Source organism: Pseudomonas sp. H9, from assembly GCF_004353925.1.
Lineage (GTDB): Bacteria > Pseudomonadota > Gammaproteobacteria > Pseudomonadales > Pseudomonadaceae > Aquipseudomonas.
This window is the reverse complement of record NZ_SMOK01000012.1, coordinates 179,606-202,956: the sequence shown is the minus strand read 5'-3', so window position 1 is coordinate 202,956 and position 23,351 is coordinate 179,606. Positions and strand designations below refer to the sequence as shown.

The following is a 23,351-nucleotide window of genomic DNA, read 5'->3' as shown; positions in this document are numbered from 1 at the left end:
GATGAAGTCATTCGACAAGGGAACCGCCATGTACAACAGCAAGCCTCATCAGGAACACGACCTCGATCGCCTGCACCAGCACATGCTCGACAGCCGTCTGGCTCTGCTGGTCAGCCAGGGTGAACACGGCTTGCTGGCCACGCACCTGCCGGTGCTGGTCAACACCGAGGAAGGCGAATACGGCACCGTCTACGCTCATCTGGCGCGCGCCAACAACCAATGGCAAGACCTGCAGCAAGGAAGCGAGGCGCTACTGGTGTTCCCCGGCGCCGATGCTTATGTAAGCCCCAGTTTTTATCCGAGCAAGGCCGACAACCCCAAGGTAGTACCCACTTGGAATTACCTGGCCGTGCATGCTTATGGCCCGGTCGAAGTCCTGCATGAGGCTGCCGCACTGCTGGACATCGTCACCCGCCTGACCAATCGCCATGAGCAAGGCCGTAGCGAGCCGTGGCGGGTGGACGACGCACCCAGCGACTACCTCGACGGCATGCTCCGCGCCATTGTCGGCATCCGCATGCCCATTGCCCGTCTACAAGGTGCGCGCAAACTCAGCCAGAACCGCTCCGCTCAAGACATCGCTGGCGTACGGGAAGGCTTGAGCGCCAGCTCCGATTACCTGGACAACCAACTCGCTGCATTGATGCGTCAACCCTGAAGGAATCACCCATGCCAAATGTAACGATCCGCCCGGTTACCGCTGATGACCACAACGCCTGGCTGCCCCTGTGGCAGGCCTACCTGCGCTTCTACGAAACCCGTCTTGCCGATGAGGTAACCGCCGTTGCCTGGCAGCGCATGCTCGACCCCACGGAACCAACCAACGCCGCCTTGGCTTGGGTCGACGGCAAAGCGGTGGGCATGGTCCACTGGATCTACCATCGCTCCAACTGGAGCATCGAAAATTCCTGCTACCTGCAGGACCTGTATGTCCAGAGTGAACAACGCGGCCTTGGTGTCGGTCGCCAATTGATCGAATACGTCTACGCTACGGCGAAAGCGGCAGGCTGCGCCAAGGTTCACTGGTTGACCCATGAAACCAATGCCACAGCGATCAGCTTGTATGAACAGGTTGCCGAACGCCCCGGCTTCATTCAGTTCCGCAAACCCCTGTAAGCCCAGGAACCTTCACATGAGTACACCGTTGAATTGGCACCCGGCAAAACGTCCCCAGCCCACGCCCTTGGTCGGTCGCTTCATCCGCCTGGAAAAGCTCGACCCCCGACGCGACCGCGAAGACCTCTGGGAGGTGTTCCAGGGCTCCGGTGCCGACCCGAAGCTCTGGGACTACCTGGCCTACGGCCCGTTTACTGAACGCGAAGATTTCGACCATTGGCTCGACAGCAACGCGGCCAGCAGCGACCCGCTGTTCTACAGCGTGATTGACAGCGCCAGCGGCCAAACCCAGGGCATCCTCAGCCTGATGTCGATCGTGCCCGATCAAGGCCGTATCGAAATTGGCCACATTGCCTTTGGTGCAGCCATGCAGCGCACTCCCCGGGGCACTGAGGCGGTTTACCTGCTTGGCAAGCTGGCGTTCGAACTGGGCTACCGGCGCCTGGAGTGGAAATGCAACAACGACAATGCCCGCTCGAAAAGAGCCGCTGAACGCTTCGGTTTCCGTTTTGAAGGGGTGTTTCGCAAGCACATGGTGATCAAGGACCGTAACCGCGATACCGCTTGGTTCTCGATTACCGATGATGAGTGGCCGGCAATTGCGGCGGGATTCGAGCGCTGGCTGTCGGAAGAGAATCAGCAACCGCAAGGCCAAGTGCATTCACTTGAAGCGTGCCGAAGCGTCTGAACGCAACTCGGGTAGGAGCGGGCTTGCCCCGCGATTGCGGTGTTTCAACCACATTGCATCGCGGGGCAAGCCCGCTCCTACCGGCCAAAAAAAAAGGGGAGCAAATGCTCCCCAGAGGTTAACCGCTTGTAGATGAAGGCTTGTGAATCAGCCCTCGATCTCGATCAGGATTTCGCCCGGGTTGACCCGGTCGCCCTTGGCCACGTGGATGGCTACGACCTTGCCAGCAATGTCTGCCTGAACTTCGGTTTCCATCTTCATGGCTTCGGTAATCAGCACCGGCTGGCCGGCTTTGACCACATCACCTTCCTTGACCAGTACATCGACAATGTTGCCCGGCATCGTGGTGCTGACGTGGCCCGGTGCGCTGGCTTGCTTGCGCTTGCTGCTGCCACCGCCGACGAATTCGTTGAGCGGCTCGAACACCACCTCTTCCGGCATACCGTCAATCGACAGGTAGAAGTGACGCTTGCCTTCGGCCTTGACGCCGACACCGGTGATGTCGACGCGGTAGGTTTCGCCGTGGACGTCGATGACGAACTCAGTCGGCACACCTTCACCGCTGGCCGAGGCCACAGCACCAGCTTCCGGTATTGGCAGCAGTACTTCAGGGGTCAAGGTGCCGGCTTCGCGCTCTTCGAGGAACTTACGCCCGATATCCGGGAACATGGCGAAGGTCAGCACGTCTTCTTCCGAACGGGCCAGGCTGCCGATGTCGTTGCGCAGTTTGGTCATTTCCGGCTTGAGCAGGTCAGCCGGGCGTACATCGATCACCTCTTCGCTGCCGATGGCCTGGCGGCGCAGGTTCTCGTTGACCACACCCGGGGCCTTGCCGTAACCACCTTGCAGGTACAGCTTCACCTCGTTGGTGATGGTTTTGTAGCGCTCACCGGCGAGGACGTTGAAGAACGCCTGGGTGCCGACGATTTGCGAGGTCGGGGTCACCAGCGGTGGGAAGCCAAGGTCTTCACGTACGCGTGGGATTTCAGCCAGCACTTCGTTCATACGATTGAGTGCGCCCTGCTCTTTGAGCTGGTTGGCCAGGTTGGAAATCATGCCGCCCGGTACCTGGTTCACTTGAACGCGGGTATCGACGGAGGTGAACTCGCTTTCGAACTGGTGGTACTTCTTGCGCACGGCGTAGAAATACAGACCGATTTCCTGCAGCAGCTCCAAGTCCAGACCGGTGTCGAACTCACTGCCCTTGAGCGCCGCCACCATCGACTCGGTACCTGGATGGCTGGTACCCCAGGCGAAGCTGGAAATCGCGGTGTCGATATGGTCGGCACCGTTCTCGACAGCCTTCAGTTGGCACATGGCTGCCAGGCCGGCGGTGTCGTGGGAATGGATGAACACCGGCAGCGATTGCTCGGCTTTCAGGGCCTTGACCAGTTCACCGGTAGCGAATGGGGTCAGCAGGCCAGCCATGTCTTTGATCGCCACCGAGTCGCAACCCATGGCTTCCATTTGCTTGGCCTGAGCTACGAAGGCGTCGATGGTGTGCACAGGGCTAGTGGTGTAAGCAATGGTGCCCTGAGCGTGCTTGCCAGCCGCCTTGACCGCTTCGATGGCCACGCGCAGGTTACGCACGTCGTTCATGGCATCGAAGATACGGAACACATCGATACCGTTGACGGCAGCCTTGGCCACGAACGCTTTGACCACGTCATCGCTGTAATGACGATAGCCGAGCAGGTTCTGACCGCGCAGCAACATCTGCAGACGGGTGTTAGGCAGCGCGGCACGCAGTTTGCGCAGACGCTCCCATGGGTCTTCCTTGAGGAAGCGCACGCAGGCGTCGAAGGTTGCGCCGCCCCAGACTTCCAGCGACCAGTAGCCGACCTTGTCGAGCTTGTCGCAGATCGGCAGCATGTCTTCGGTACGCATGCGGGTAGCCAGCAGAGACTGGTGAGCGTCGCGCAGGATTGTGTCAGTAACAAAGATCTTCTTAGTCATTTTTATCTCCTCAGAGCTGCAAGCTCCAAGCTACAAGCTGCAAGCAAAAGCCGATCAGCTCTAACTTGCCGCTTGTAGCTAAAAGCTTACAGCTGGCTTATTCATAAGCCCGCATGTGCGGCAATGGCGGCAGCGATGGCCAGGGCCAGCTCTTCGGGTTTGCGCTTGATCGAGTAGTTGGTCAGTTCCGGATGGCTTTCAACGAAGCTGGTGTTGAACTGACCGCTGCGGAATTCCGGATTGCGCAGGATTTCCTGGTAGTAGGCTGCAGTGGTTTTCACCCCTTGCACGCGCATGTCGTCCAGGGCCCGCAGGCCACGGTCCATGGCTTCTTCCCAGGTCAGCGCCCAGACCACCAGTTTCAGGCACATGGAGTCGTAGAACGGCGGAATGGTGTAGCCGGTGTAGATCGCCGTGTCGGTACGTACGCCGGGGCCACCGGGTGCGTAGTAACGGGTAATCTTGCCGAAGCTTGGCAGGAAGTTGTTCTTCGGGTCTTCAGCGTTGATCCGAAACTGCAGGGCAAAGCCGCGATGCTGGATGTCTTCTTGCTTGACCGACAGCGGCAGGCCCGACGCAATACGGATCTGCTCACGAACAATGTCGATACCGGTGATTTCCTCGGTGATGGTGTGTTCCACCTGCACTCGAGTGTTCATCTCCATGAAGTACACCTCGCCATCAGCGAGCAGGAACTCCACAGTACCGGCGTTTTCGTAGCCCACGGCCTTGGCCGCACGCACCGACAGATCACCAATGTAGGCGCGCTGTTCAGGGGTGAGCTGCGGGCTCGGGGCGATTTCGATCAGCTTCTGGTTACGGCGCTGGATCGAGCAGTCACGCTCGAACAGGTGCACAACGTTACCGAAGCTGTCACCGAGGATCTGCGCCTCGATATGTTTCGGGTTGACGATACATTTTTCCAGGAAGACTTCCGCCGAACCAAACGCTTTGGTGGCTTCGGAAATCACCCGTGGGAACGCCTGTTCCAGCTCGTCACGGCTGTTGCAGCGACGAATGCCGCGACCGCCGCCACCGGAGGTGGCCTTGAGCATCACCGGATAACCGATGCGATCGCCCTCTTCCAGCGCTTCATGGATGTCGGCGACGTTGCCTTCAGTGCCCGGGGTTACCGGTACACCAGCCTTGATCATGCTGCGACGGGCTTCAGTCTTGTCACCCATGCGGCGAATGACTTCCGCTGCAGGGCCAATGAACTTGATTCCACGTTCAGCGCAGATGTCTGCGAGTTCAGCGTTCTCCGAAAGAAAGCCATAACCAGGGTGCAGGGCATCGCAACCGGTTTCCACAGCCAGGTTCACCAGCTTGCGCGGGTTCAGGTAGCCAGCCAGAGGCTCGGCACCAATGCTGTGGGCCTCATCCGCACGTTTAACGTGCAAGGCGTGGCGGTCGGCGTCGGAGTAGATCGCCACGGAGCGAATGCCCATCTCGGCGCAGGCACGCACGATCCGAACAGCAATTTCACCGCGGTTGGCGATCAGGATCTTTTTTATCACTGGAGTATTCCCAAGGCCGCTAGAACAAACGAGCCGGCGAAGCCGGTCGGCGCGTGACCAATCGTCGCTGGCCAGTCGCATCTTTACCCTAGCGCTGTCTCTGGATAAACAAAAATCAATATTTATTAGGGTGTGCATTAGCAAAAGCTTATAGTGCTGTTACAAGGTTTTGCCGAGACAAGAAAAAAATGCGTAAGTCATTGATGCGTATGACATTGCGTCAATTGCAGATCTTCAATGAGGTCTGTGATTTGCGTTCCTACAGCCGGGCTGCCGATGAGATGAACCTTACGCAACCCGCCGTTAGTCTACAGATTCGCCAGCTTGAAGAATTGGTTGGCCAACCGCTGTTCGAGTACGTCGGCAAAAAACTTTACCTGACCGAGGCTGCCGAAGCCCTGCAACGCGCCAGCCGCGACATATTTGGTCGCCTGGAAAGCCTCGATATGCAGCTTTCCGATATGCAGGGCTCACTGCAAGGGCAACTGAAGCTGGCGGTGGAGTCGAGCGCCAAGTACTTCGTTCCCCACCTGTTTGCCGCCTTCAAACGCCTGCACCCTGAGGTCAATCTTACCCTCACGGTAGTCAACCGGGCCCAGGCGATACGCCGTCTTTCCGACAACCGTGACGACCTGATCATCATGTCCATGGTACCGCAGGACATGGGGCTGGAGTTTCTACCCTTCCTCAACAATCCGATTGTCGCCGTGGCACCGCCCGACCATCCCCTGTGCAAGCTGGAGAAACTGCGCCTTCAAGACCTGGAGCCGCATACCCTGCTGATTCGCGAACAAGGCTCAGGCACACGTAAAGCCTGTGAGGAGTACTTCAAGGATAAACGCGTGCACTTCACCCAGACCCTTGAGGTTGCCTCTGCCGACGCTCAGCGCGAATGCGTGATTGCCGGCTTGGGCATCGCCCTGCTGACCCGCCACGCGTTGAACCTGGAGCTCGCTACCGGGGTGTTGCGCGAGTTACCGGTCGAAGAACTTCCGTTGTACCGCAGTTGGTGTGTAGTGCAGTCCAAGGCCAAGCGACAATCGCCGGTGGCCTTGGCCTTTCTTGCGTTCATCCGCAGCGAACGGACGCAAATCAGCGCACTTGTTGAGCGTTTTTCGGGGAACCTGCCGCCGACACCTGCCATACGTTGATGGCTTGCAACTCGGGGTAATCAGCAATTTCCTGCAACAAGCGGCGTTGCTCGGAATAGCTTTCGATCGCGCGTCGAAACTCCATGCGGCGCTGATCTTTCTCTTGCTGTTTGCGGGACTTGGCGGTGGGCTGATACGAGCCATCGAATTCACGAGCCATTGCATCTCTCCCAGATCGAGTGCGGGAGTTTCAGCCTGACTACGCGGCGTTACGGTTTAGCGGCGCACCAATGACAAATCAATGAATAGATTTTGCTCAACCAGGTGGGAGCGGGCTTGCCCCGCGATGCGGGATAGCAGATAAATCGCAATCGCGGGGCAAGCCCGCTCCTACCGGCGAATGTGGATCAGTCGTCCATCGCCTTGATCGACTTGGGTGACAGACGCAAGCTGCGCAAGCTGCGCTTAACACTCTTGAGGTGGTTGACCAGGCTCGGGCCGCGAGCCATCGCCACGCCCATTGCCAGCACATCGATCACCACCAGGTGGGCAATCCGCGAGGTCAACGGTGTGTAGATTTCCGTGTCTTCGTGCACATCGATTGCCAGATTGACGCTCGACAGCTCGGCCAATGGCGTCTGGCTCGGGCACAGCGTAATGAGGGTAGCGCCGCTCTCACGCACCAGGTTGGCGGTGATCAGCAGGTCTTTGGAACGCCCGGACTGGGAAATACAGATCGCCACATCGCCCGGCTTGAGGGTCACCGCCGACATGGCCTGCATGTGCGGGTCAGAATACGCCGCTGCACTGAGTAGCAAGCGGAAGAACTTGTGCTGGGCATCCGCCGCCACGGCACCGGAAGCGCCAAAGCCATAGAACTCGACACGCTGCGCCTGCGCCATCGCCGACACGGCGCGCTGCAAGGCCTGGGGGTCGAGATGCTCACGCACTTCCATCAGGGTATGCAGCGTGGTGTCGAAGATCTTCAGGCTGTAGTCGGCGACGGAGTCGTCTTCATGGATGGCGAACTGACCAAAACTGGCACCGGCCGCCAGGCTCTGGGCCAGTTTCAGCTTGAGGTCCTGAAACCCCGAGCACCCGATAGCTCGGCAAAAGCGCACGATGGTCGGTTCGCTGATACCAACGCTATGGGCAAGATCGGCCATGGAGCTGTGCATGACGGCTGCGGGATCCAGCAGCACGTGATCGGCAACTTTCAGTTCCGATTTGCGTAGCAGATGGCGCGACTGGGCGATGTGTTGCAACAGATTCAAGGGCAGGACTCGGTTATGATCGACTGACCGGGTTGTAGCTTTCTTGTAGTTATACTACATGACCGGCGACCCGCCCAGCTAAACCAACTAGGAGAGTGGTGGTATTGACTATCCCCTGCGACATTATGGTGTTCGGCGGCACCGGTGATCTGGCCTTGCATAAACTGCTTCCGGCGCTCTACCACCTGTATCGCGAGGGTCGCCTGCATATTGCCGTGCGTATCATTGCCCTGGCCCGACGCAACCTTCCGCGCAGCGAATTTATCAAACTTGTCGAACGCCGCTGCCGGGCGCAGATCGCCCGCAACGATTTCGACGAGGATGTCTGGGCACGTTTCTCGGCACGTCTGGACTACTTCTCCATGGACGCCGCACAAAGCGCTGACTTCGGCCGCCTGGCGCGCTTTCTGGGCGAAGCCGGTGGTTTGACGCGGGTGTACTACCTGGCAACAGCCCCGAACCTGTTCGTGCCCATCGCCAACCACCTGAAAATCGCCGGCCTGGCCGACAGCGAAGCGCGAATCGTCCTGGAAAAGCCGATTGGCCATTCACTGGAGTCGGCCACCGCGATCAATCAGGCCATCGGCGCGGTCTTCGGCGAATCGCAGGTGTTTCGTATCGACCACTACCTGGGCAAGGAAACCGTGCAGAACCTTATGGCCCTGCGCTTTGCCAATGCGCTGCTGGAGCCGGTGTGGCGCAACAGTCAGATCGACCACGTGCAGATCAGCGTGTGCGAAACCCTTGGCGTGGAAAACCGTGGCGCCTACTACGACCGGGCGGGTGCCACGCGCGACATGCTGCAGAACCACCTGCTGCAACTGCTCTGCCTGGTGGCGATGGAGCCGCCGGCGCAGTTCGAAGCCGAAGCGGTGCGTGACGAGAAAGTAAAAATCCTCAAGGCACTCAAACCCATCTGCGGCCAGGATGTGCAAGACAAAACCGTGCGAGGCCAATACGCAGCGGGCAAGATTGGCGGGCAGGAAGTGCCTGCCTATTATTTCGAGAAAGATGTCGACAACGACAGCGATACGGAGACCTTCGTCGCCGTGGAAGCGCATATCGACAACTGGCGCTGGGCTGGCGTGCCCTTCTACCTGCGTACCGGTAAGCGCTTGGCCAAACGCACGTCGCAAATCGTCATTCAATTCAAGCCTGTACCCCATCGCCTGTTCGAAGGCGATCAAGCCAACCAACTGCTGATCCAGCTACAGCCCGATGAGCGAATCAGCCTGCAGATGATGACCAAGACCCCCGGCAAAGGCATGCGCCTGGAACCGGTTGAATTGAACCTCAACCTTGCCCAGGTGTTCGGCCAGACCCGCCGCTGGGAGGCCTACGAACGCCTGTTGCTGGATGTGCTCGATGGCGACTCGACGCTGTTCATGCGCCGTGACGAGGTCGAGGCGGCCTGGGCCTGGGTCGACCCGATCCTCAATGGCTGGCAAGAGCACTTCCAGGCGCCCAAGCCCTACCCGGCTGGCTCCAATGGCCCAGACCAGGCCCATAGCCTGCTGGCACGTCAGGGGAGCAGCTGGCACGGCTGAAGGTTTTCCCGCTCCAAGATCGATCTCGGTAGCCACAAGATCGGGCTGCAACCTGTGTTGCATCCCACTATCGAGGAGTCAAAAGATGACGATTAATTCCAAGGACTGGTGCATCTACCACACCCTGACGCCAGGCGTTGGCGCAGAGAGCTTCCAGGTGCGCGGCACCATTACTGTCGCCCACCCTGGCGTTACCCCGACGCTGGTCAAGGCCGTACGGCAGGACAGGTCTTATGCCTTGAACCTGGAACTCAAGCTTGAGCAAGGCGAAGGCATGGCCATCCAGGTGCTGACCGATAAAGAAGTCTGCTTCGAGATGGCAGGTAACCACAGCGACATTCCGTGGGTGAATGTACTGCATGAAGGTGAGTTGCTGACCACCGTCACAAAAGTCATCACGCTCAAGTGATGGGCTAACCGGCAGGCCTGTGCTCGCACACGGCCTGCTATCCGCAGAAACGGGCCATGCTGGACGTCAGCAGGCTACCGAACGCACCGGCATCCACCGGCTTGCTGATCAAATACCCCTGCACTTCATCACAACCCTGCTCACGCAGCAGGGCTAACTGCTCCTGGGTTTCCACGCCCTCCGCCACCACCTTCAGCTCCAGACTCTTGGCCATGGCGATGATTGCGCGGGTAATGGCGGCGTCTTCACTGCCCTCATGCAGGCCACGGACAAACGCCTGATCGATTTTGACGTAATCCACAGGGAAGCGCTTGAGGTAGCTGAGCGATGAGTAACCAGTGCCGAAGTCATCTATCGCCAGCTTGACCCCCAACTCATGCAACTGCTCAAACGTAGTGATGATGTTCTCGACGCTGTCGAGCAATTGACTCTCGGTCAGCTCCAACTCCAGCAGATGAGGCGCCAGGCCGCTTTCTTCCAGCACCTGCCGCACCAGGCTGACCAGCTTGCCCTGACGCAACTGGTAGACCGACAGGTTCACCGAAACTCGAATCGGCGCCAGCCCTTGTCGCTGCCATTCGCAGGCCTGCCAACAGGCCTGACGCAAGACAAACTCGCCAATCGGTGCAATCAGGCCGGTTTCTTCGGCCAACCCAATGAACTCACCTGGCGGCACCATGCCCCACTCGGGATGCTGCCAACGCACCAGCGCTTCAGCGGCCGTTAGCTGGCCATGGCGCAGGCATAACTTTGGCTGGTAATAGACCAGAAGCTGACGCTCTTCGATCGCTTTGCGCAGATGATTCTCTAGCTGCAGGCGCTCTACCGTACTGGCGCGCAGGCTCTCGGTGTAAAACTGGAAGCTGTCACCGCCCAGGTGCTTGGCATGCTGCTTAGCCATGTCGGCCTGGCTGACCAGCGCATTCAAGTCAAAAGTGGCATCAGACAATACGCTGATGCCCACCGATGCACTGATAACCACTTCATGGCCACCCAGACGCTGCGGCACGCGCAGTTTATCCAGCAGGCGCGTGGTCACCCGAACCAGGCTGGACAGGTTGTTGTAACCATCAAACAGCACGGCAAATTCATCACCGGACAATCGCGCGACGGTATCGGCTTCCGGCAGTGCACTGGCAATACGCTGGGCCATTTTTTTGAGCAACTGATCTGCCAGTTCGTGGCCCAGGCTTTCGTTGAGCAATTTGAAGCGGTCCAGATCAATGTGAAGTAACGCCAGGCTGCGACCATTAAGCCGCACGCGCTGCCCGGCATCATGCAAGCGCAGGCGAAACAGTGCACGGTTGGCCAGCCCGGTGAGTTCGTCGTAATGCGCCAGATAACGCAAGCGCTCTTCTGACTCACGGCGTGCCGACAGGTCGGTGAAGAAGCCCACGATGTTGCTGATGTTGCCACGGGCATCCCGTACACCGTTGAGTTGCAACCATTGCGGGTACAGCTCTCCGTTCTTGCGCGCTTCGACCAGTTCGCCTTGCCAGCGACCTTGCTGGTCCAGTGCCTGATCGATAGCCATGCTGTGCCGACGGGCATCGCGGCTGCAAGGCAACTCCAACGCATCACGCCCGAGTAACTCCTCGCGGCAATAGCCGGTGACTTCGCAGTAAGCCTGATTAACTGCCAGCAGCTCGAATTCCGAACTGAGGATGGCAATGCCCTCGCTGGCGGCTTCGAACACCGTCGCAGCCAGCCGCTGTTGCTCTTCATAGGCTTTCTGGGCAGAAACATCGCGGCGGGTCCCGAGCATCCTCACCACCTTGCCATTAGCATCGTGCTCCACCGCCCGTCCCCGGTCTTCGATCCAGCACCAGTGGCCCTGGCTGTGACGCACCCGGTATTCAACCCGATAATCCTCAGTGCGCCCTTTCAGATGTTCGACCAGCGTGCGTCGCAACACCGGCAGATCATCCGGGTGCAAACGTGGCTTGAGGTCGTTGCGCACACTGCGCACCTGCGCTTGCTCAAGACCGAACAGTGTTTGTAGCTGCGTGTGGTGGACTTCATCCGTTTCCAGGTTCCAGTCCCACATGCCCAGTTCACTGGCTTCCAGGGCCAAAGCCAGGCGCTGCTCACTTGCGCTGAGTGCATGATTGGCGTGGTCCAGCGCCCGCCCGCGCTCTTCGACCCGCGACTCCAGGCCTGCTTGAGCCTCACGCAGTTGCTCTTCAATCAGTCGCCGCTGCTCAACTTCGCCTGCCAGTGCCTGATTAAGGCGCTCACTGCGCCGCTGGGCGGCCTGTAAATGCTCGATCAAGGCCTGGTTCTGGAAGCGTTTGAGCAGCCCTACTTCGATCAAGCGATTGACCTGCCAAGCCACCACCAGTAGAGCACCCAACAGAATCAGCCCGAGCCAGCCCCAGCCCTGTTGCTGTTCGTCTCCGGTCCAGAACAAAAAAGCGATTGGGGGTAATAAGCACGGCAAGGTAAAGCTGAGGAATGCAGGCAAGCTGACGGCATAGGCGATGCTGGCAGACAGGGTCGCAACGCCCAGCAGACCGAATACCCACGCCTGCTGAGTGAAGTTATCCACAGGGACCAAGGCAATGGCGGCACTGGCCAGGGTCAGGCCGCTGAACGCCGAGCCGGTCAGGAACATTCGCCACCAGTTTGGCTGTGCCTGGCGTTCGGGCATGGCCGAGTCGAACGCAGCAACCTGGATAACCCTCAGGGCCACCAGCGCCATCAACCAGACCACCCAGACACTGACTTGCAGGTAGCGCGCCGGGCTCCAGAGCAACCAGGCGCAGACCAGACCGTTAAGCAGCATGAATAAAGTGGGCAGCAACGAGCCCTGATAGAGCAAACGGGTACGCTCTACCGCCAGTTGCGTCGCGAATTGCTTACGAATACTCCCGCGCGTCTGCAATGGAACGCCGACGGAGTTCACACCAGTGGTCATAGGCAGTGTTCTTGTAATGGTTAGCCCTAAACGTGGCACGGAGCATACACAAGCAAAGGCCCGCGCCAAACTGCTCTGGATCATTAATTCTGCTGCCCGGATTTCCGACGAAAAGCGCTCAAGCCCGCAGGCCTTGGGCTTCAGCGCAATGACCGCCCAGTCGGGAGCACTAACTTTTTCTACTGTATGTTTGCCCAAGGGTTGTTTGCGCCCCTAAAATGGCCGGATGCGCGATGATCTCTCTCTCCTGTTGAACTCCCTCAACGACGCCCAACGCCAGGCCGTAGCGGCCCCCGTCGGTCGTCAGTTGGTCCTGGCTGGTGCTGGCTCCGGCAAAACCCGCGTGCTTGTGCACCGCATCGCCTGGTTGATCCAGGTCGAGCAGGCCTCGCCGCACTCGATCCTGTCGGTGACCTTCACCAACAAGGCTGCCGCTGAAATGCGCCAGCGTATCGAGCAGTTGATGGGCATCAACCCAGCGGGGATGTGGGTGGGCACCTTCCACGGCCTGGCTCACCGCCTGTTGCGTGCGCACTGGCAAGAAGCCGGGTTGAACCAGAACTTCCAGATCCTCGACAGTGATGACCAGCAACGCCTGGTCAAACGGGTAATTCGCGAACTGGGCCTTGATGAACAACGCTGGCCAGCGCGCCAGGCGCAATGGTTCATCAACGGGCAAAAAGACGAAGGATTGCGCCCGCAACACATCCAGGCCAGCGGCGATCTGTACCTGGGCACCATGCGCAGCATTTATGAGGCTTACGAGGCCGCTTGTCAGCGCGCCGGGGTTATCGACTTCTCCGAGCTGCTGCTGCGCGCCCTCGATCTGTGGCGTGATCATCCGGGCCTGCTGGAACACTACCAACGGCGCTTCCGCCATGTGTTGGTGGACGAATTCCAGGATACCAACGCCGTGCAGTACGCCTGGTTGCGTTTGCTGTGCAAAGGTGGCGACAGCCTGATGGTGGTCGGCGATGACGATCAATCCATTTACGGTTGGCGCGGCGCCAAAATCGAGAACATCCACCAGTACAGCGCCGACTTCCCCGACGCCGAGCTGATCCGCCTAGAGCAAAACTATCGCTCTACGGCTGGCATCCTCAAAGCAGCCAACGCCCTGATCGCCAACAACAGCGATCGCTTGGGCAAAGAGCTGTGGACCGACGGCGGCGACGGTGAACCACTGAGCCTGTACGCAGCGTTCAATGAGCACGATGAAGCGCGCTACGTGGTCGAAACCATTGAAAGTGTGCTCAAGACCGGGCTAGCCCGCAGCGACATCGCAATCCTCTACCGTTCCAACGCCCAATCGCGGGTGCTTGAAGAAGCCTTGCTGCGAGAACGCATCCCCTACCGCATCTACGGAGGTCAGCGCTTCTTCGAGCGGGCCGAGATCAAGAACGCGATGGCGTACCTGCGCCTGCTTGAAGGCCGCGGCAACGACGCGGCGCTGGAGCGGGTCATCAACGTACCGCCACGAGGCATTGGCGAGAAAACTGTCGAAGCCATTCGTGACCATGCGCGACACGCCGAAGTGTCGATGTGGGAGTCGATGAGCCTGCTGATCGCCAACAAAGCCCTCAAAGGCCGTGCAGCCAGCGCCTTGGCGGCGTTCATCGAGCTGATTGAAAACCTCGCGGCCAAAGTCATGGAGATGCCCCTGCACCTGATGACTCAAACAGTCATCGAGCAATCCGGGTTGATCATCTATCACCAGGAAGAAAAAGGTGAAAAAGGCCAGGCACGGGTAGAAAACCTTGAAGAACTGGTCAGCGCTGCGCGTAACTTCGAAACCAGCGAAGAAGACGCCGAGCTGTCACCGTTGGCCGCCTTCTTGGGCCATGCGTCACTGGAAGCGGGCGACGCCCAGGCTGACGAGCACGAAGACAGCATCCAGCTGATGACCCTGCACAGCGCCAAAGGCCTGGAATTCCCGTATGTGTTCCTGGTCGGCATGGAAGAAGGGCTGTTCCCGCACAAAATGAGCCTTGAAGAGCCCGGTCGCCTGGCAGAAGAGCGCCGATTGGCCTACGTCGGCATCACCCGGGCGATGCAGCAGTTGGTGATGACCTACGCCGAAACCCGACGCTTGTATGGCAGTGAAACCTACAACAAGGTTTCCCGTTTTGTACGCGAGATTCCGGCAGGGCTGATTCAGGAAGTACGTCTGTCCAACAGTGTCAGTCGCCCATTCGGCTCCGGCCAGAAGCAGAACACCAGCAGCCTGTTCGCCAATGCGAACATTCCACAGACTGCGTTCAACCTCGGCCAGCGCGTGCAGCATGCAGTGTTCGGCGAAGGCGTGATCCTCAACTTCGAAGGCTCCGGCGCCCAGGCCCGGGTGCAAGTCAACTTTGCCGAAGGCAGTAAATGGCTGATGCTTGGCTACGCCAAGCTCGAAGCGCTCTAGACGGCTTCTGTAGGAGCGGGCTTGCCCCGCGATGTCATTTCATCGCGGGGCAAGCCCGCTCCTACAGGCAAAAGATGGAAACATCTTGGCGCTGGTCATGTGTCCTACAACCTGTGCAACATGACGCGCGTGCAATCCACAAAACGGGAATACCCTTCTATGCAACGTTTTCTCAGCATCGCCCTGGCGCTGTGCATCGGTCTGACGATGAGCCTCGACGCCAGTGCCGCCAAACGCATGGGCGGCGGCAAAAGCTCGGGCGCCGCGCCAATCCACCAGACTCGCCAGGCTGCCCCTGCCACTCCAGCTGCCTCGCCAACCGCTCCAGGTCGCGCACCTGCCGCCGCCAGCGGCGCATCGAAATGGCTCGGCCCGTTGGCCGGTATCGCCGCCGGTGGCCTGCTGGCCTCGATGTTCATGGGCGATGGCTTCGACGGCATGCAGATCTTCGACATCCTGATCATGGCGCTGATCGCCTTCCTGGTGTTCCGCTTCATCGCCGCTCGTCGCCGCAAGCAGCAGCCACAAATGGCCGCCGCCGGTCACGCGCCATACCAGCGTGAAGCACATCAGCCTGCTGCCCAGCCGTCGATCTTCGGTGGTTCCGCTGCGCCTGCCGCTGCTGCTCACCCGGTGATCAACGCGCCAGCCTGGTTCAACGAACAAAACTTCCTGGCCGCTGCCCGTAACCACTTCCAGACGCTGCAGCAGCACTGGGATGCCAACGAAATGGACAAGATCGCCGAGTTCGTCACCCCACAAATGCTGCAGTTCCTCAAGCAGGAACGTGCCGAGCTGGGTGATGGCTTCCAGTCCACCTACATTGACAACCTGAACGTGCAGCTTGAAGGCGTCGATGATCGCGCTGACAAGACCATCGCCACCCTGACCTTCAGCGGTGTGTCGAAAAACTCGCGCTTCGACCAGGGTGAAGTGTTCAGCGAAAGCTGGAACATGGAACGCGCCCAGGGCGAAAACCAGCCTTGGCTGGTCGCCGGGATCCGCCAGAACGGCTGATCTCAAGGCATTGCACAAAAAAACCCCGGGCTTGTCCCGGGGTTTTGCTTTTAGCGCAGCAGGCTACTAGGGTATAACGCGCAGCGTGTCGCAAAGGTTAGAGGATAGAACCGTGGAAGAAGTCATCGAACAGCTCCGAGAAGCCAACGAACCGGTACCTGTGCCGCTTGAGTTGCCGGACGAAGACCTGCTGGTCGAAATCGAAGAAGAGTTGTTCATCAACATTCCATTCGTCTTCAAGGAGTTCTTGCTGACGGTCAGCGACGTGGTCTATGGCAGCTTGGAGCCAGTCACCGCCACCGATCCGCAGTCGCACACCTACCTGCCGGAGGTGGCGGCAAACGCTTGGGATGCGGGTGTACCACGCGACCTGATCCCGATTTGCCAGGACGGTGACGATTATTACTGCGTCGAGGAAGACGGTACCGTGGTGCTATGGTCGGGCGAAGAAGAAATCGTCACTGAAGAAAGCTGGGAATCGGTCTGGCATTGGGCCCGCGATGTCTGGCTGGAAAGCTGAATGAGAAATATCCTCACAAATTAATGGCCCTTAGCCATTAATGTTCGTAGAATCGCCATGCCTTCCTGTGCGTGGCGATTTCGCTACCGCTCCATCCCCTCGGACATTCGAATCGTCTCGCGCAGGAAGCGTTTCCACGCATCCCCTCAGTGGTGATGCTCCTGATGATTCTCCAGCGTCTCCAGCAATGCGATCTGCATGCGCGTATGCACTCGGATAAGCCAGCGCCACAGCACTGCAACCACGCCCGCGGCCACCACCACGATCAGCACCAACAGCTCGCTGGTCGGCAGAATGCTCGCCGACAGTGCCGATAGCAGCAGAAAAATCACCAGCAGCGACAACAGTGGAATCACCTCGGCGATCACCCGCCGCACCCGCTGAGTATGACGCCCCGCCATTTCCGGCTTGACGCCCATCTCCGCCAGCAGCATCGACAACGCCTTGAGCTTACGGTAAGCGGCAATCAGGAACGGCAGGGAAAGCAGCAATGCGGCCCCCCAGATCAGCGCTTTTTGCTGACCGACATCGCTGATCCATTCGCCCAGGTATTCACCGATACGCACCGCGAAATAACCGCCACTGAAAAAGATCGCCACCACCAGCGCCAGGTTCACGCCCACCTGCAACAGAATGCGCCGGATCATCGAAGCCAGTAGCGCCCCTTCGCCGTGCGGCTGGATGCTGCGTAACCACTCGCCATACAACGACAACACGCGCGCCAAACGCCGCGGTACCACCTTGGCAAGCTTCAGCGACAAAGGATCGGCGCCCCGGATGAGGTAAGGCGTAAGCAGCGTGGTGATGGCCGAGACAGCCACAGCAACCGGGTAGAGAAAGTCGCTCGTCACCTGCAACGTCATGCCCAATGCCGCGATGATGAACGAGAACTCGCCAATTTGAGACAGCCCCATGCCCACGCGCAGCGAGGTGCGTCCGTCGTTACCGGCAATGAATGCTCCCATGCCGCAAGACAGCATCTTGCCCAGCACCACGGCGATAGTAATCACCACAATTGGCCACGCATATTCGACCAACACCATAGGGTCGATCATCATGCCAATGGCGACAAAGAAGATAGCGCTGAACAGATCACGAACCGGCTCGATCAAGCGTTCGATTTTCAGCAACTGCCGAGACTCAGCCATGATCGCACCGATCAGGAAGGCGCCCAGCACCATGCTGTATTCGAGTTTGACAACCAGCAGACAGAAGCCAAAACACAGGCCCAAAACGGTGATCAACAGCATTTCGTTGCTTTCGAAACGCGCCACGTAGGCCAGCAGCCTGGGTACCAGCAAGATACCGATGACCAATGCCACGATCATGAACAACGACAGCTTGCCAACCGTGGAGAACACCTCACCGGAACTCACCGAGCCACTGACCGCGATCCCGGAGAGCAAGGCAATGATGCCGATACCGAGAATGTCCTCAACGATCAGCACGCCGAAGATCAGCTGAGCGAAGCGTTCGTTCTTCATCTTCAGGTCGTTGAGCGCCTTAACGATGATGGTGGTGGAAGAAATGGCCAGAATCGCGCCCAGGAACAGTGAATCCATCGTGCTCCAACCGAACCAGCGGCCGATTTCGAAGCCGATCCAGATCATCAGCACGATTTCCAGGAACGCTGCGATAAACGCAGTTGCACCAACCTTGAACAGCTTTCGCAGGCTGAACTCCAGGCCCAGACAGAACATCAGGAAAATCACCCCAAGCTCGGCAAGGGTCTTGATGGTGACTTCGTCGTGAATCAGGCCAAACGGAGGGGTGTGAGGGCCGATGATGAAGCCGGCGACGATATAACCGAGCACCACCGGCTGCTTGAACCGGTGAAAAAGGATAGTGACCACACCCGCAACCAGCATGATCACTGCCAAGTCCTGGATAAAGCTGATGGCATGCACGGCGTGGTACTCCTTACCTTGAGACGAAAGACAAGCCGCTACTCACCCCGAAATTGACTGATTGAGTTGCGGGTACAGAGCGTTTTAAATGTAGAAGACCCCACCTTGCATGGGCTTCCTCAGGTTAACACCGCCACCTGACGCGAAAAGCTGATGCAATAAGTGGTAACAGATCGACCTGATCAACGCCGCAATTGGCATAAACAGCGTGACGGCAAGGCCGCTGTCAGCGTCCCGTCTTTAGATGGGAATCGTAATAGGGGAAAGAAGCGTGAATACCAATCGCCACCCCGTCTCAGCGCAACCTCACCGTGAGCACACTATGGAACCTGGAAACGCACAGCTGTCGATGACCGTCCTGATGACTCCGGACAAGGCCAACTTTTCTGGCAATGTCCATGGCGGCACACTGCTCAAATACCTTGATGAAGTCGCCTATGCCTGCGCCAGCCGCTATGCCGGCCGCTATGTAGTTACCCTGTCGGTAGACCAGGTGGTTTTCCGTGAGCCGGTGCATGTCGGTGAACTGGTGACCTTCCTTGCCTCGGTCAACTACACCGGCAACACCTCGATGGAGGTGGGCATCAAGGTGGTCACCGAAAACATTCGCGAGCGTTCGGTACGCCACAGCAACAGCTGCTTTTTCACCATGGTTGCCGTCGACGACGACCGCAAGCCGGTAGCGGTACCTCCGCGCCAACCAGAAACCAGCGAAGAAAAGCGCCGTTTCCTGCAAGGCAAACAGCGCCGATTGATCCGCCAGGAGCTGGAAAAACGCTACCAGGAGCTCAAGGGCGACACGCTTTAACAGCTCAGGCGTCGCGCCTCAAAGCGCACCCGTGGATGCACGATGCGATCCTGGGCCCGTACCAGTTCGAGTTCGTAACTGGCGCAGGCCTGGGTTTCGAGCAATACCTCATGCACTGCGGCGGCGGCAAATTCGAAGGCTGCCAACCAGTTGTCGCCCAACAGCAGACGGGCCAGAAATAGCCCTGAAGTCAGGTCACCCACGCCCACTGGCTGACGTGGGAAGGCCAGCAAAGGCCGACGCAGATGCCAACTGCCCTCTGCCGTTACCAGCAGCATCTCGAAATCTTCTGCACCACGTCCGGGGTAGGCCAGGTGCTTGACCAGCACTGCTTTCGGCCCACGCTCCAGCAGACTACGCGCCATCAACACGCAATCCTCCAGAGATTGCGGCCGACGATCACAGAACGTGTCCAGTTCCAGTTGGTTGGGGCACAGCACATCGGCAACGGCTACGGCCTCTTCGAGTAGAAAAGTGCTGACTTCGGCCGGTACGATGCAGCCCTTTTCCGGGTGCCCCATGACCGGATCACACAGGTACATAGCCTTGGGGTTGGCCACCTTGATCCGCGCCACGCCACTGAGAATCGCACGCCCTTGCTCAGCGCTCCCCAGGTAGCCAGACAGCACCGCGTCGCAGTTGCCCAATTCACCGATCGCGGCAATGCCTTCCACCAGCGCTGGAATTTGAGCTGGGGCAAGCACTTCTCCCGTCCACTGGCCATACTGAGTATGGTTGGAGAACTGCACGGTATTCAGCGCCCAGACATTCACACCGACCCGCTGCATCGGAAACACTGCCGCGCCATTACCGGCATGGCCGAAAACTACATGGGACTGGATGGCGAGCAGATGCGGTGTACGTTTCATGCAAGGCTTCCAAAGCAAAGGAATGAAAAACAAGGACGCAGTATGGCGCTAAAAGCCTCCTGTACGACAGACCGGGGAGGCAGTTAAGCTGAGCATACTTTGTTGGAGCAAGTGCAAATGTTGACCCTGGGTAATCTCTCCGTGCTGATGCTGTTGGCCACGGCTGGCGCCTGGCTATGGCATAACCACGGATTGCGTGAAAAGGCCCTGGAGCGGGTCAAGCAGCACTGTGCGAAACTCGATCTGGAACTGCTCGATGGCAACGTGGCGCTCAAACGCATCGGCTTTGTCCGCGATGCTCAGGGCCGCAAGCGCTTGGCGCGTGTGTATAACTTCGAATTCACCGTAACCGGTGAACAGCGCCACCCCGGCACCGTCACCCAGTTCGGCGCCCACAGCATGCAGATCGAGCTGGCGCCCTACCCGTTCGAAATCAAACCCGTACAGCATGCCGATAACGTCATCGAGATGAATCAATGGCGCCAAGACCACAATCGCTGGCGCAACTAGGCCCGGCACGCCTGCATGGCGTGCTGCAGCTGTTGGCTGTCCTGGGCTGTGGTGAATATCAGTTCAATTCGTGAATCACGACGCCAAGCGCTGGGCTGCCACTGAAAGTCATCCTGCCCTTTTAATGCATTGATCGACTGCCAGCCTTGCGGGCTGTGGATAACTAATTTGGCCCGGCACCAGTCGAAGCTATGCAAAAACTGCTCGATACGTGAGCGGTCGAAGGTTTGCTGTGGATGCCAACGCCAACCGATACTCCAGCCTTCTGCGGCCTCTTGAACACTGCAGATAGGCTCACGAGGATTTATCCACAAGGCTGCCGTTGGCCCGTCGTTGTTGGGCAAAGTTAGTTTATCCACAGCGCTGTCGAGCACCGCCACATCCGCCAACACTGGCAGTTTCGATAGCGACAGTTGCCCTTGCTCAGTCCAGAGTTGCGGCTGATCGGGCAGCTGTGAAGTTATCCACAGACGCTGCGCGTCATCCAATCCCTGCGACTTGTTCAACACCAGCAAGCCTGCGCTGGTCAAAGCCTGTTGCTGTGCCTCGGGTAGAGCAACGCCTGCTGCCAGTTGCTGGGCATCCAGCACCATGACCGCAGGTTGTACAGTCAACACGCCACGCCAGGGTGGCTGTCGAAGTTGCTCCAGTAGCTGCTGCGGATGCCCCAGGCCTGAAGGTTCGATAAACAAACGATGGGGTTTGGCTTTGCGCAACAAGCGCCCCAAGCCCACCTGAAACGGTGCGCCGTTGACGCAACACAGACAGCCGCCCGCCACCTCCCCCATGGCAATCCCTTGGTCATCAGTGCTCAACAACGCCGCATCCAGGCCGATCTGCCCAAACTCGTTGATCAGCACAGCCCAACGCTCATCGGCTGGCCGTTGCGCCAGCAACTGGCGAATCAGACTGGTCTTGCCAGCGCCCAAGGTGCCGGCAATGACGTGGGTGGGAATGTTCTGCAACATATGACGGTAAGCGCCCAGGATTTTCGCCACTATGCCTTGATATCAGGGCTGCCCGTCAAGGCTTGAGGGATGCTGCATCAAGCCACTTCGTCCTCGTACCAAGGACCGAAAGGATCCGGCAACTGTTGCCACTGCTCGACGCCTTCAGCCATTTCTGCATCGTTCAGCAGGCAGGCGTCGAGTTCAGCCTTGAGCCGGGTGAAGTCGATATTCTGGCCGATGAATACCAGCTCCTGACGGCAATCGCCACATTCAGCCGTCCAGTTCTTCAGGATCGCAGCGGTACTCTGTTCATCTTGCGGCCAATGCTCGCGTGGGACAAAGCGCCACCAGCCTCCGGCAAATCCGTAACGCATCATGCCGCCTGCCTGCGACCAGCTCCCAGCATCCCGATACTTGCTGGCCAACCAGAAAAACCCTTTGGAGCGCAGTAACCGACCGTTCTCCCAAGACGCGTTGATGAAGTCGAAAAAGCGTTGTGGGTGCAACGGTCGGCGGGCCTGCCAGGTGCTGGCTGCGATCCCATACTCCTCGGTTTCCGGAATGTGCTCACCGCGCAGTTCCTGTAACCACCCCGGTGCCTGCGCCGCACGTTCGAAATCAAACAATCCCGTGTTGAGGATTGAAGCCAACGGCACTTGCCCCATGACCATCGGCACTATCCGGGCATGGGCATTCAGGCTGCGTAAAATTGCACTGAGCTCATCTCGCTCATGGCGACTGATCAGGTCGATCTTACTGAGCAGGATGACATCAGCGAACTCCACTTGTTCGATCAGCAGGTCACTGATGGAGCGCTCGTCACCCTCGCCCAGCGTTTCACCATGGCTGGCCAAGCTTTGCGCCGCTTGGTAATCGCGCAAAAAATTCAAGCCGTCGACCACGGTCACCATAGTGTCCAGGCGCGCTTGGTCGGCCAGGCTACGGCCCTGTTCATCGCGGAACGTAAAGGTCTCGGCCACCGGCAGCGGTTCGGAAATGCCTGTGGACTCAATCAGCAGGTAATCGAAGCGCCCCTCTTGTGCCAGCCGACTCACTTCTTCCAGCAGGTCTTCACGCAGGGTGCAGCAGATGCAGCCGTTGCTCATCTCTACCAGTTTCTCTTCAGCGCGATTGAGGCTGACGTTGCGTTGCACCTCACTGGCATCGATGTTGATTTCACTCATGTCGTTGACGATCACAGCAACACGCAGGTTCTCACGGTTACGCAGCACATGGTTAAGCAAGGTGCTTTTACCGGCACCCAGAAAGCCGGAAAGCACAGTGACAGGAAGGCGGTTGGGCATGGTCGGGTCCTCATCAGGCTAAGTGCATTCGAATGATGCATTGCGTGATGTTATAGTATAACAATACAATTTGACCAAGCTGCTTTATCCGATTCCAACCGAACGGGCCTTCTGAAGGACGCTAAGCAATGAATGTGTTGTGCTTGTCTGCCACTGCAGGATTGCTGATATGCCTGCCTGTTTGTGCGTCAGCTGTTCCGCTGAGCAAGGGCTTGGCGTTATGTACACGTAGCGCCACGCTACTGGCCTGCGGCGATGCTCAAGGCAACTACTACAGCGTGCGCACGGAGGGCAGCACAATTTACCTGCGCGGTTACAAGGCAGAAGGAAGGCGACTGTGGGCACAAACCAACAGCCGTTTTGGACAGCTGACGTTCTACACCGGGCTGGCCAGCGACGGAGAAACCTGGGTGGGCTACAGCCGTAAGGTCGGCTGGACCACCCTCAACCGGGTATCCAGCTCAAGCGGCCAGCGCTTCAGTTTGCGCTGTAACCGCCTGAGCGGCTGCCAGTAATTGCCACTTTCCCAAGAAACGAGTTG

At 58.6% G+C, this 23,351-nt stretch carries 21 protein-coding genes; 12 read left to right on the top strand and 9 right to left on the bottom strand.

Annotated features, from left to right (window positions below):
• Positions 1-28: 28 nt before the first annotated feature.
• Genes E1573_RS11510 through E1573_RS11500 form a run of 3 tightly spaced genes read left to right on the top strand, consistent with a single transcriptional unit; the run spans position 29 to position 1,804 of the window.
• Positions 29-658 carry an FMN-binding negative transcriptional regulator gene (locus tag E1573_RS11510; protein WP_133213709.1) on the top strand — a complete coding sequence of 210 codons (630 nt, stop codon included), beginning with the start codon at positions 29-31 and terminating at the stop codon, positions 656-658.
• A gap of 11 nt (positions 659-669) precedes the next feature.
• Positions 670-1,116 (top strand): GNAT family N-acetyltransferase, encoded by a 447-nt coding sequence (locus E1573_RS11505; protein WP_133213707.1) that lies wholly within the window; start codon positions 670-672, stop codon positions 1,114-1,116.
• Between the two features lie 16 nt (positions 1,117-1,132).
• Positions 1,133-1,804, top strand: a complete 672-nt coding sequence (locus E1573_RS11500; protein WP_133213705.1) for a GNAT family N-acetyltransferase — start codon at positions 1,133-1,135, stop codon at positions 1,802-1,804.
• Positions 1,805-1,951: 147 nt separating this feature from the next.
• Here the strand turns inward: E1573_RS11500 and oadA are convergent, their stop codons facing one another.
• Positions 1,952-3,760, bottom strand: a complete 1,809-nt coding sequence (gene oadA / locus E1573_RS11495; RefSeq protein ID WP_133213703.1) for a sodium-extruding oxaloacetate decarboxylase subunit alpha — start codon at positions 3,758-3,760, stop codon at positions 1,952-1,954.
• Positions 3,761-3,861: 101 nt separating this feature from the next.
• Positions 3,862-5,277: an acetyl-CoA carboxylase biotin carboxylase subunit gene (locus tag E1573_RS11490; protein WP_133213701.1), complete on the bottom strand. Its 1,416-nt coding sequence runs from the start codon at positions 5,275-5,277 to the stop codon at positions 3,862-3,864.
• A 188-nt stretch (positions 5,278-5,465) separates the two neighbouring features.
• Between E1573_RS11490 and E1573_RS11485 the strand changes: the two genes are divergently transcribed.
• A complete protein-coding gene (locus E1573_RS11485; RefSeq protein WP_133213699.1) occupies positions 5,466-6,428 on the top strand; it encodes a LysR family transcriptional regulator in 963 nt (320 codons plus the stop codon).
• Here E1573_RS11485 and E1573_RS11480 read toward each other — a convergent pair.
• Together E1573_RS11480 and hexR are read right to left on the bottom strand one after the other, a co-directional pair.
• Positions 6,370-6,588, bottom strand: a complete 219-nt coding sequence (locus E1573_RS11480) for a PA3496 family putative envelope integrity protein (protein ID WP_133213697.1) — start codon at positions 6,586-6,588, stop codon at positions 6,370-6,372. The genes E1573_RS11485 and E1573_RS11480 overlap by 59 nt on opposite strands.
• A 187-nt stretch (positions 6,589-6,775) precedes the next feature.
• The gene (hexR, locus tag E1573_RS11475) at positions 6,776-7,642 is read right to left on the bottom strand and encodes a transcriptional regulator HexR (RefSeq protein WP_133213695.1); all 867 of its coding nucleotides are present in this window, start codon (positions 7,640-7,642) and stop codon (positions 6,776-6,778) included.
• 104 nt (positions 7,643-7,746) lie between these two features.
• Between hexR and zwf the strand changes: the two genes are divergently transcribed.
• Together zwf and E1573_RS11465 are read left to right on the top strand one after the other, a co-directional pair.
• Complete coding sequence (gene zwf, locus E1573_RS11470) at positions 7,747-9,189, top strand: glucose-6-phosphate dehydrogenase (protein WP_133213693.1); 1,443 nt, start codon at positions 7,747-7,749, stop codon at positions 9,187-9,189.
• An 85-nt stretch (positions 9,190-9,274) separates the two neighbouring features.
• The gene (locus E1573_RS11465; protein WP_177494576.1) at positions 9,275-9,598 is read left to right on the top strand and encodes a hypothetical protein; all 324 of its coding nucleotides are present in this window, start codon (positions 9,275-9,277) and stop codon (positions 9,596-9,598) included.
• Positions 9,599-9,635: 37 nt separating this feature from the next.
• On the opposite strand, the gene E1573_RS11460 is transcribed toward E1573_RS11465, so the two are convergent.
• A complete protein-coding gene (locus tag E1573_RS11460; protein ID WP_133213691.1) occupies positions 9,636-12,515 on the bottom strand; it encodes a bifunctional diguanylate cyclase/phosphodiesterase in 2,880 nt (959 codons plus the stop codon).
• Between the two features lie 226 nt (positions 12,516-12,741).
• On the opposite strand from E1573_RS11460, the gene uvrD reads away from it, so the two are divergent.
• The 3 genes from uvrD to E1573_RS11445 all read left to right on the top strand — a co-directional run bounded on the left by uvrD (position 12,742) and on the right by E1573_RS11445 (position 16,462).
• Positions 12,742-14,925, top strand: coding sequence for a DNA helicase II (gene uvrD, locus E1573_RS11455; protein ID WP_133213689.1), 2,184 nt, complete (start codon positions 12,742-12,744; stop codon positions 14,923-14,925).
• Between the two features lie 159 nt (positions 14,926-15,084).
• On the top strand, positions 15,085-15,942 hold the full coding sequence (locus E1573_RS11450) for a Tim44 domain-containing protein (RefSeq protein ID WP_133213687.1): 858 nt from the start codon (positions 15,085-15,087) through the stop codon (positions 15,940-15,942).
• Between the two features lie 112 nt (positions 15,943-16,054).
• Positions 16,055-16,462, top strand: coding sequence for an SMI1/KNR4 family protein (locus E1573_RS11445; RefSeq protein WP_133213685.1), 408 nt, complete (start codon positions 16,055-16,057; stop codon positions 16,460-16,462).
• A 146-nt stretch (positions 16,463-16,608) separates the two neighbouring features.
• On the opposite strand, the gene E1573_RS11440 is transcribed toward E1573_RS11445, so the two are convergent.
• Positions 16,609-18,369 carry a cation:proton antiporter gene (locus tag E1573_RS11440; protein WP_133213683.1) on the bottom strand — a complete coding sequence of 587 codons (1,761 nt, stop codon included), beginning with the start codon at positions 18,367-18,369 and terminating at the stop codon, positions 16,609-16,611.
• Positions 18,370-18,691: 322 nt separating this feature from the next.
• Here E1573_RS11440 and E1573_RS11435 point away from each other — a divergent pair, with 322 nt between their 5' ends.
• Positions 18,692-19,177: an acyl-CoA thioesterase gene (locus E1573_RS11435; protein WP_133213681.1), complete on the top strand. Its 486-nt coding sequence runs from the start codon at positions 18,692-18,694 to the stop codon at positions 19,175-19,177.
• Here the strand turns inward: E1573_RS11435 and pdxY are convergent.
• Positions 19,174-20,046: a pyridoxal kinase PdxY gene (gene pdxY, locus E1573_RS11430; RefSeq protein WP_133213679.1), complete on the bottom strand. Its 873-nt coding sequence runs from the start codon at positions 20,044-20,046 to the stop codon at positions 19,174-19,176. The genes E1573_RS11435 and pdxY overlap by 4 nt on opposite strands.
• A 117-nt stretch (positions 20,047-20,163) precedes the next feature.
• Here pdxY and E1573_RS11425 point away from each other — a divergent pair, with 117 nt between their 5' ends.
• Entirely contained in the window at positions 20,164-20,556 is a 393-nt protein-coding gene (locus E1573_RS11425; RefSeq protein WP_133213677.1) for a DUF3301 domain-containing protein, read from the top strand.
• Here the strand turns inward: E1573_RS11425 and E1573_RS11420 are convergent.
• Together E1573_RS11420 and zigA are read right to left on the bottom strand one after the other, a co-directional pair.
• On the bottom strand, positions 20,553-21,524 hold the full coding sequence (locus E1573_RS11420) for a GTP-binding protein (protein ID WP_133214099.1): 972 nt from the start codon (positions 21,522-21,524) through the stop codon (positions 20,553-20,555). The two genes, E1573_RS11425 and E1573_RS11420, sit on opposite strands and share 4 nt — an antisense overlap.
• Before the next feature lie 77 nt (positions 21,525-21,601).
• The gene (gene zigA / locus E1573_RS11415) at positions 21,602-22,810 is read right to left on the bottom strand and encodes a zinc metallochaperone GTPase ZigA (protein ID WP_133213675.1); all 1,209 of its coding nucleotides are present in this window, start codon (positions 22,808-22,810) and stop codon (positions 21,602-21,604) included.
• Between the two features lie 128 nt (positions 22,811-22,938).
• Between zigA and E1573_RS11410 the strand changes: the two genes are divergently transcribed.
• Positions 22,939-23,325, top strand: coding sequence for a glutamine synthetase (locus tag E1573_RS11410; RefSeq protein ID WP_133213673.1), 387 nt, complete (start codon positions 22,939-22,941; stop codon positions 23,323-23,325).
• Positions 23,326-23,351 lie beyond the last annotated feature (26 nt).

What these genes read in the sequence shown, in the direction of transcription:
- E1573_RS11425 (WP_133213677.1), top strand. Translation starts at nt 20,164, where the DNA reads ATGTTGACCCTGGGTAATCTCTCCGTGCTGATGCTGTTGGCCACGGCT.
- E1573_RS11485 (WP_133213699.1), top strand. Translation starts at nt 5,466, where the DNA reads ATGCGTAAGTCATTGATGCGTATGACATTGCGTCAATTGCAGATCTTC.
- E1573_RS11450 (WP_133213687.1), top strand. Translation starts at nt 15,085, where the DNA reads ATGCAACGTTTTCTCAGCATCGCCCTGGCGCTGTGCATCGGTCTGACG.
- E1573_RS11420 (WP_133214099.1), bottom strand. Translation starts at nt 21,524, where the DNA reads ATGTTGCAGAACATTCCCACCCACGTCATTGCCGGCACCTTGGGCGCT.
- pdxY (WP_133213679.1), bottom strand. Translation starts at nt 20,046, where the DNA reads ATGAAACGTACACCGCATCTGCTCGCCATCCAGTCCCATGTAGTTTTC.
- zigA (WP_133213675.1), bottom strand. Translation starts at nt 22,810, where the DNA reads ATGCCCAACCGCCTTCCTGTCACTGTGCTTTCCGGCTTTCTGGGTGCC.
- oadA (WP_133213703.1), bottom strand. Translation starts at nt 3,760, where the DNA reads ATGACTAAGAAGATCTTTGTTACTGACACAATCCTGCGCGACGCTCAC.
- E1573_RS11480 (WP_133213697.1), bottom strand. Translation starts at nt 6,588, where the DNA reads ATGGCTCGTGAATTCGATGGCTCGTATCAGCCCACCGCCAAGTCCCGC.
- E1573_RS11435 (WP_133213681.1), top strand. Translation starts at nt 18,692, where the DNA reads ATGGAACCTGGAAACGCACAGCTGTCGATGACCGTCCTGATGACTCCG.
- E1573_RS11410 (WP_133213673.1), top strand. Translation starts at nt 22,939, where the DNA reads ATGAATGTGTTGTGCTTGTCTGCCACTGCAGGATTGCTGATATGCCTG.
- E1573_RS11500 (WP_133213705.1), top strand. Translation starts at nt 1,133, where the DNA reads ATGAGTACACCGTTGAATTGGCACCCGGCAAAACGTCCCCAGCCCACG.
- uvrD (WP_133213689.1), top strand. Translation starts at nt 12,742, where the DNA reads ATGCGCGATGATCTCTCTCTCCTGTTGAACTCCCTCAACGACGCCCAA.
- E1573_RS11465 (WP_177494576.1), top strand. Translation starts at nt 9,275, where the DNA reads ATGACGATTAATTCCAAGGACTGGTGCATCTACCACACCCTGACGCCA.
- E1573_RS11505 (WP_133213707.1), top strand. Translation starts at nt 670, where the DNA reads ATGCCAAATGTAACGATCCGCCCGGTTACCGCTGATGACCACAACGCC.
- E1573_RS11510 (WP_133213709.1), top strand. Translation starts at nt 29, where the DNA reads ATGTACAACAGCAAGCCTCATCAGGAACACGACCTCGATCGCCTGCAC.
- E1573_RS11460 (WP_133213691.1), bottom strand. Translation starts at nt 12,515, where the DNA reads ATGACCACTGGTGTGAACTCCGTCGGCGTTCCATTGCAGACGCGCGGG.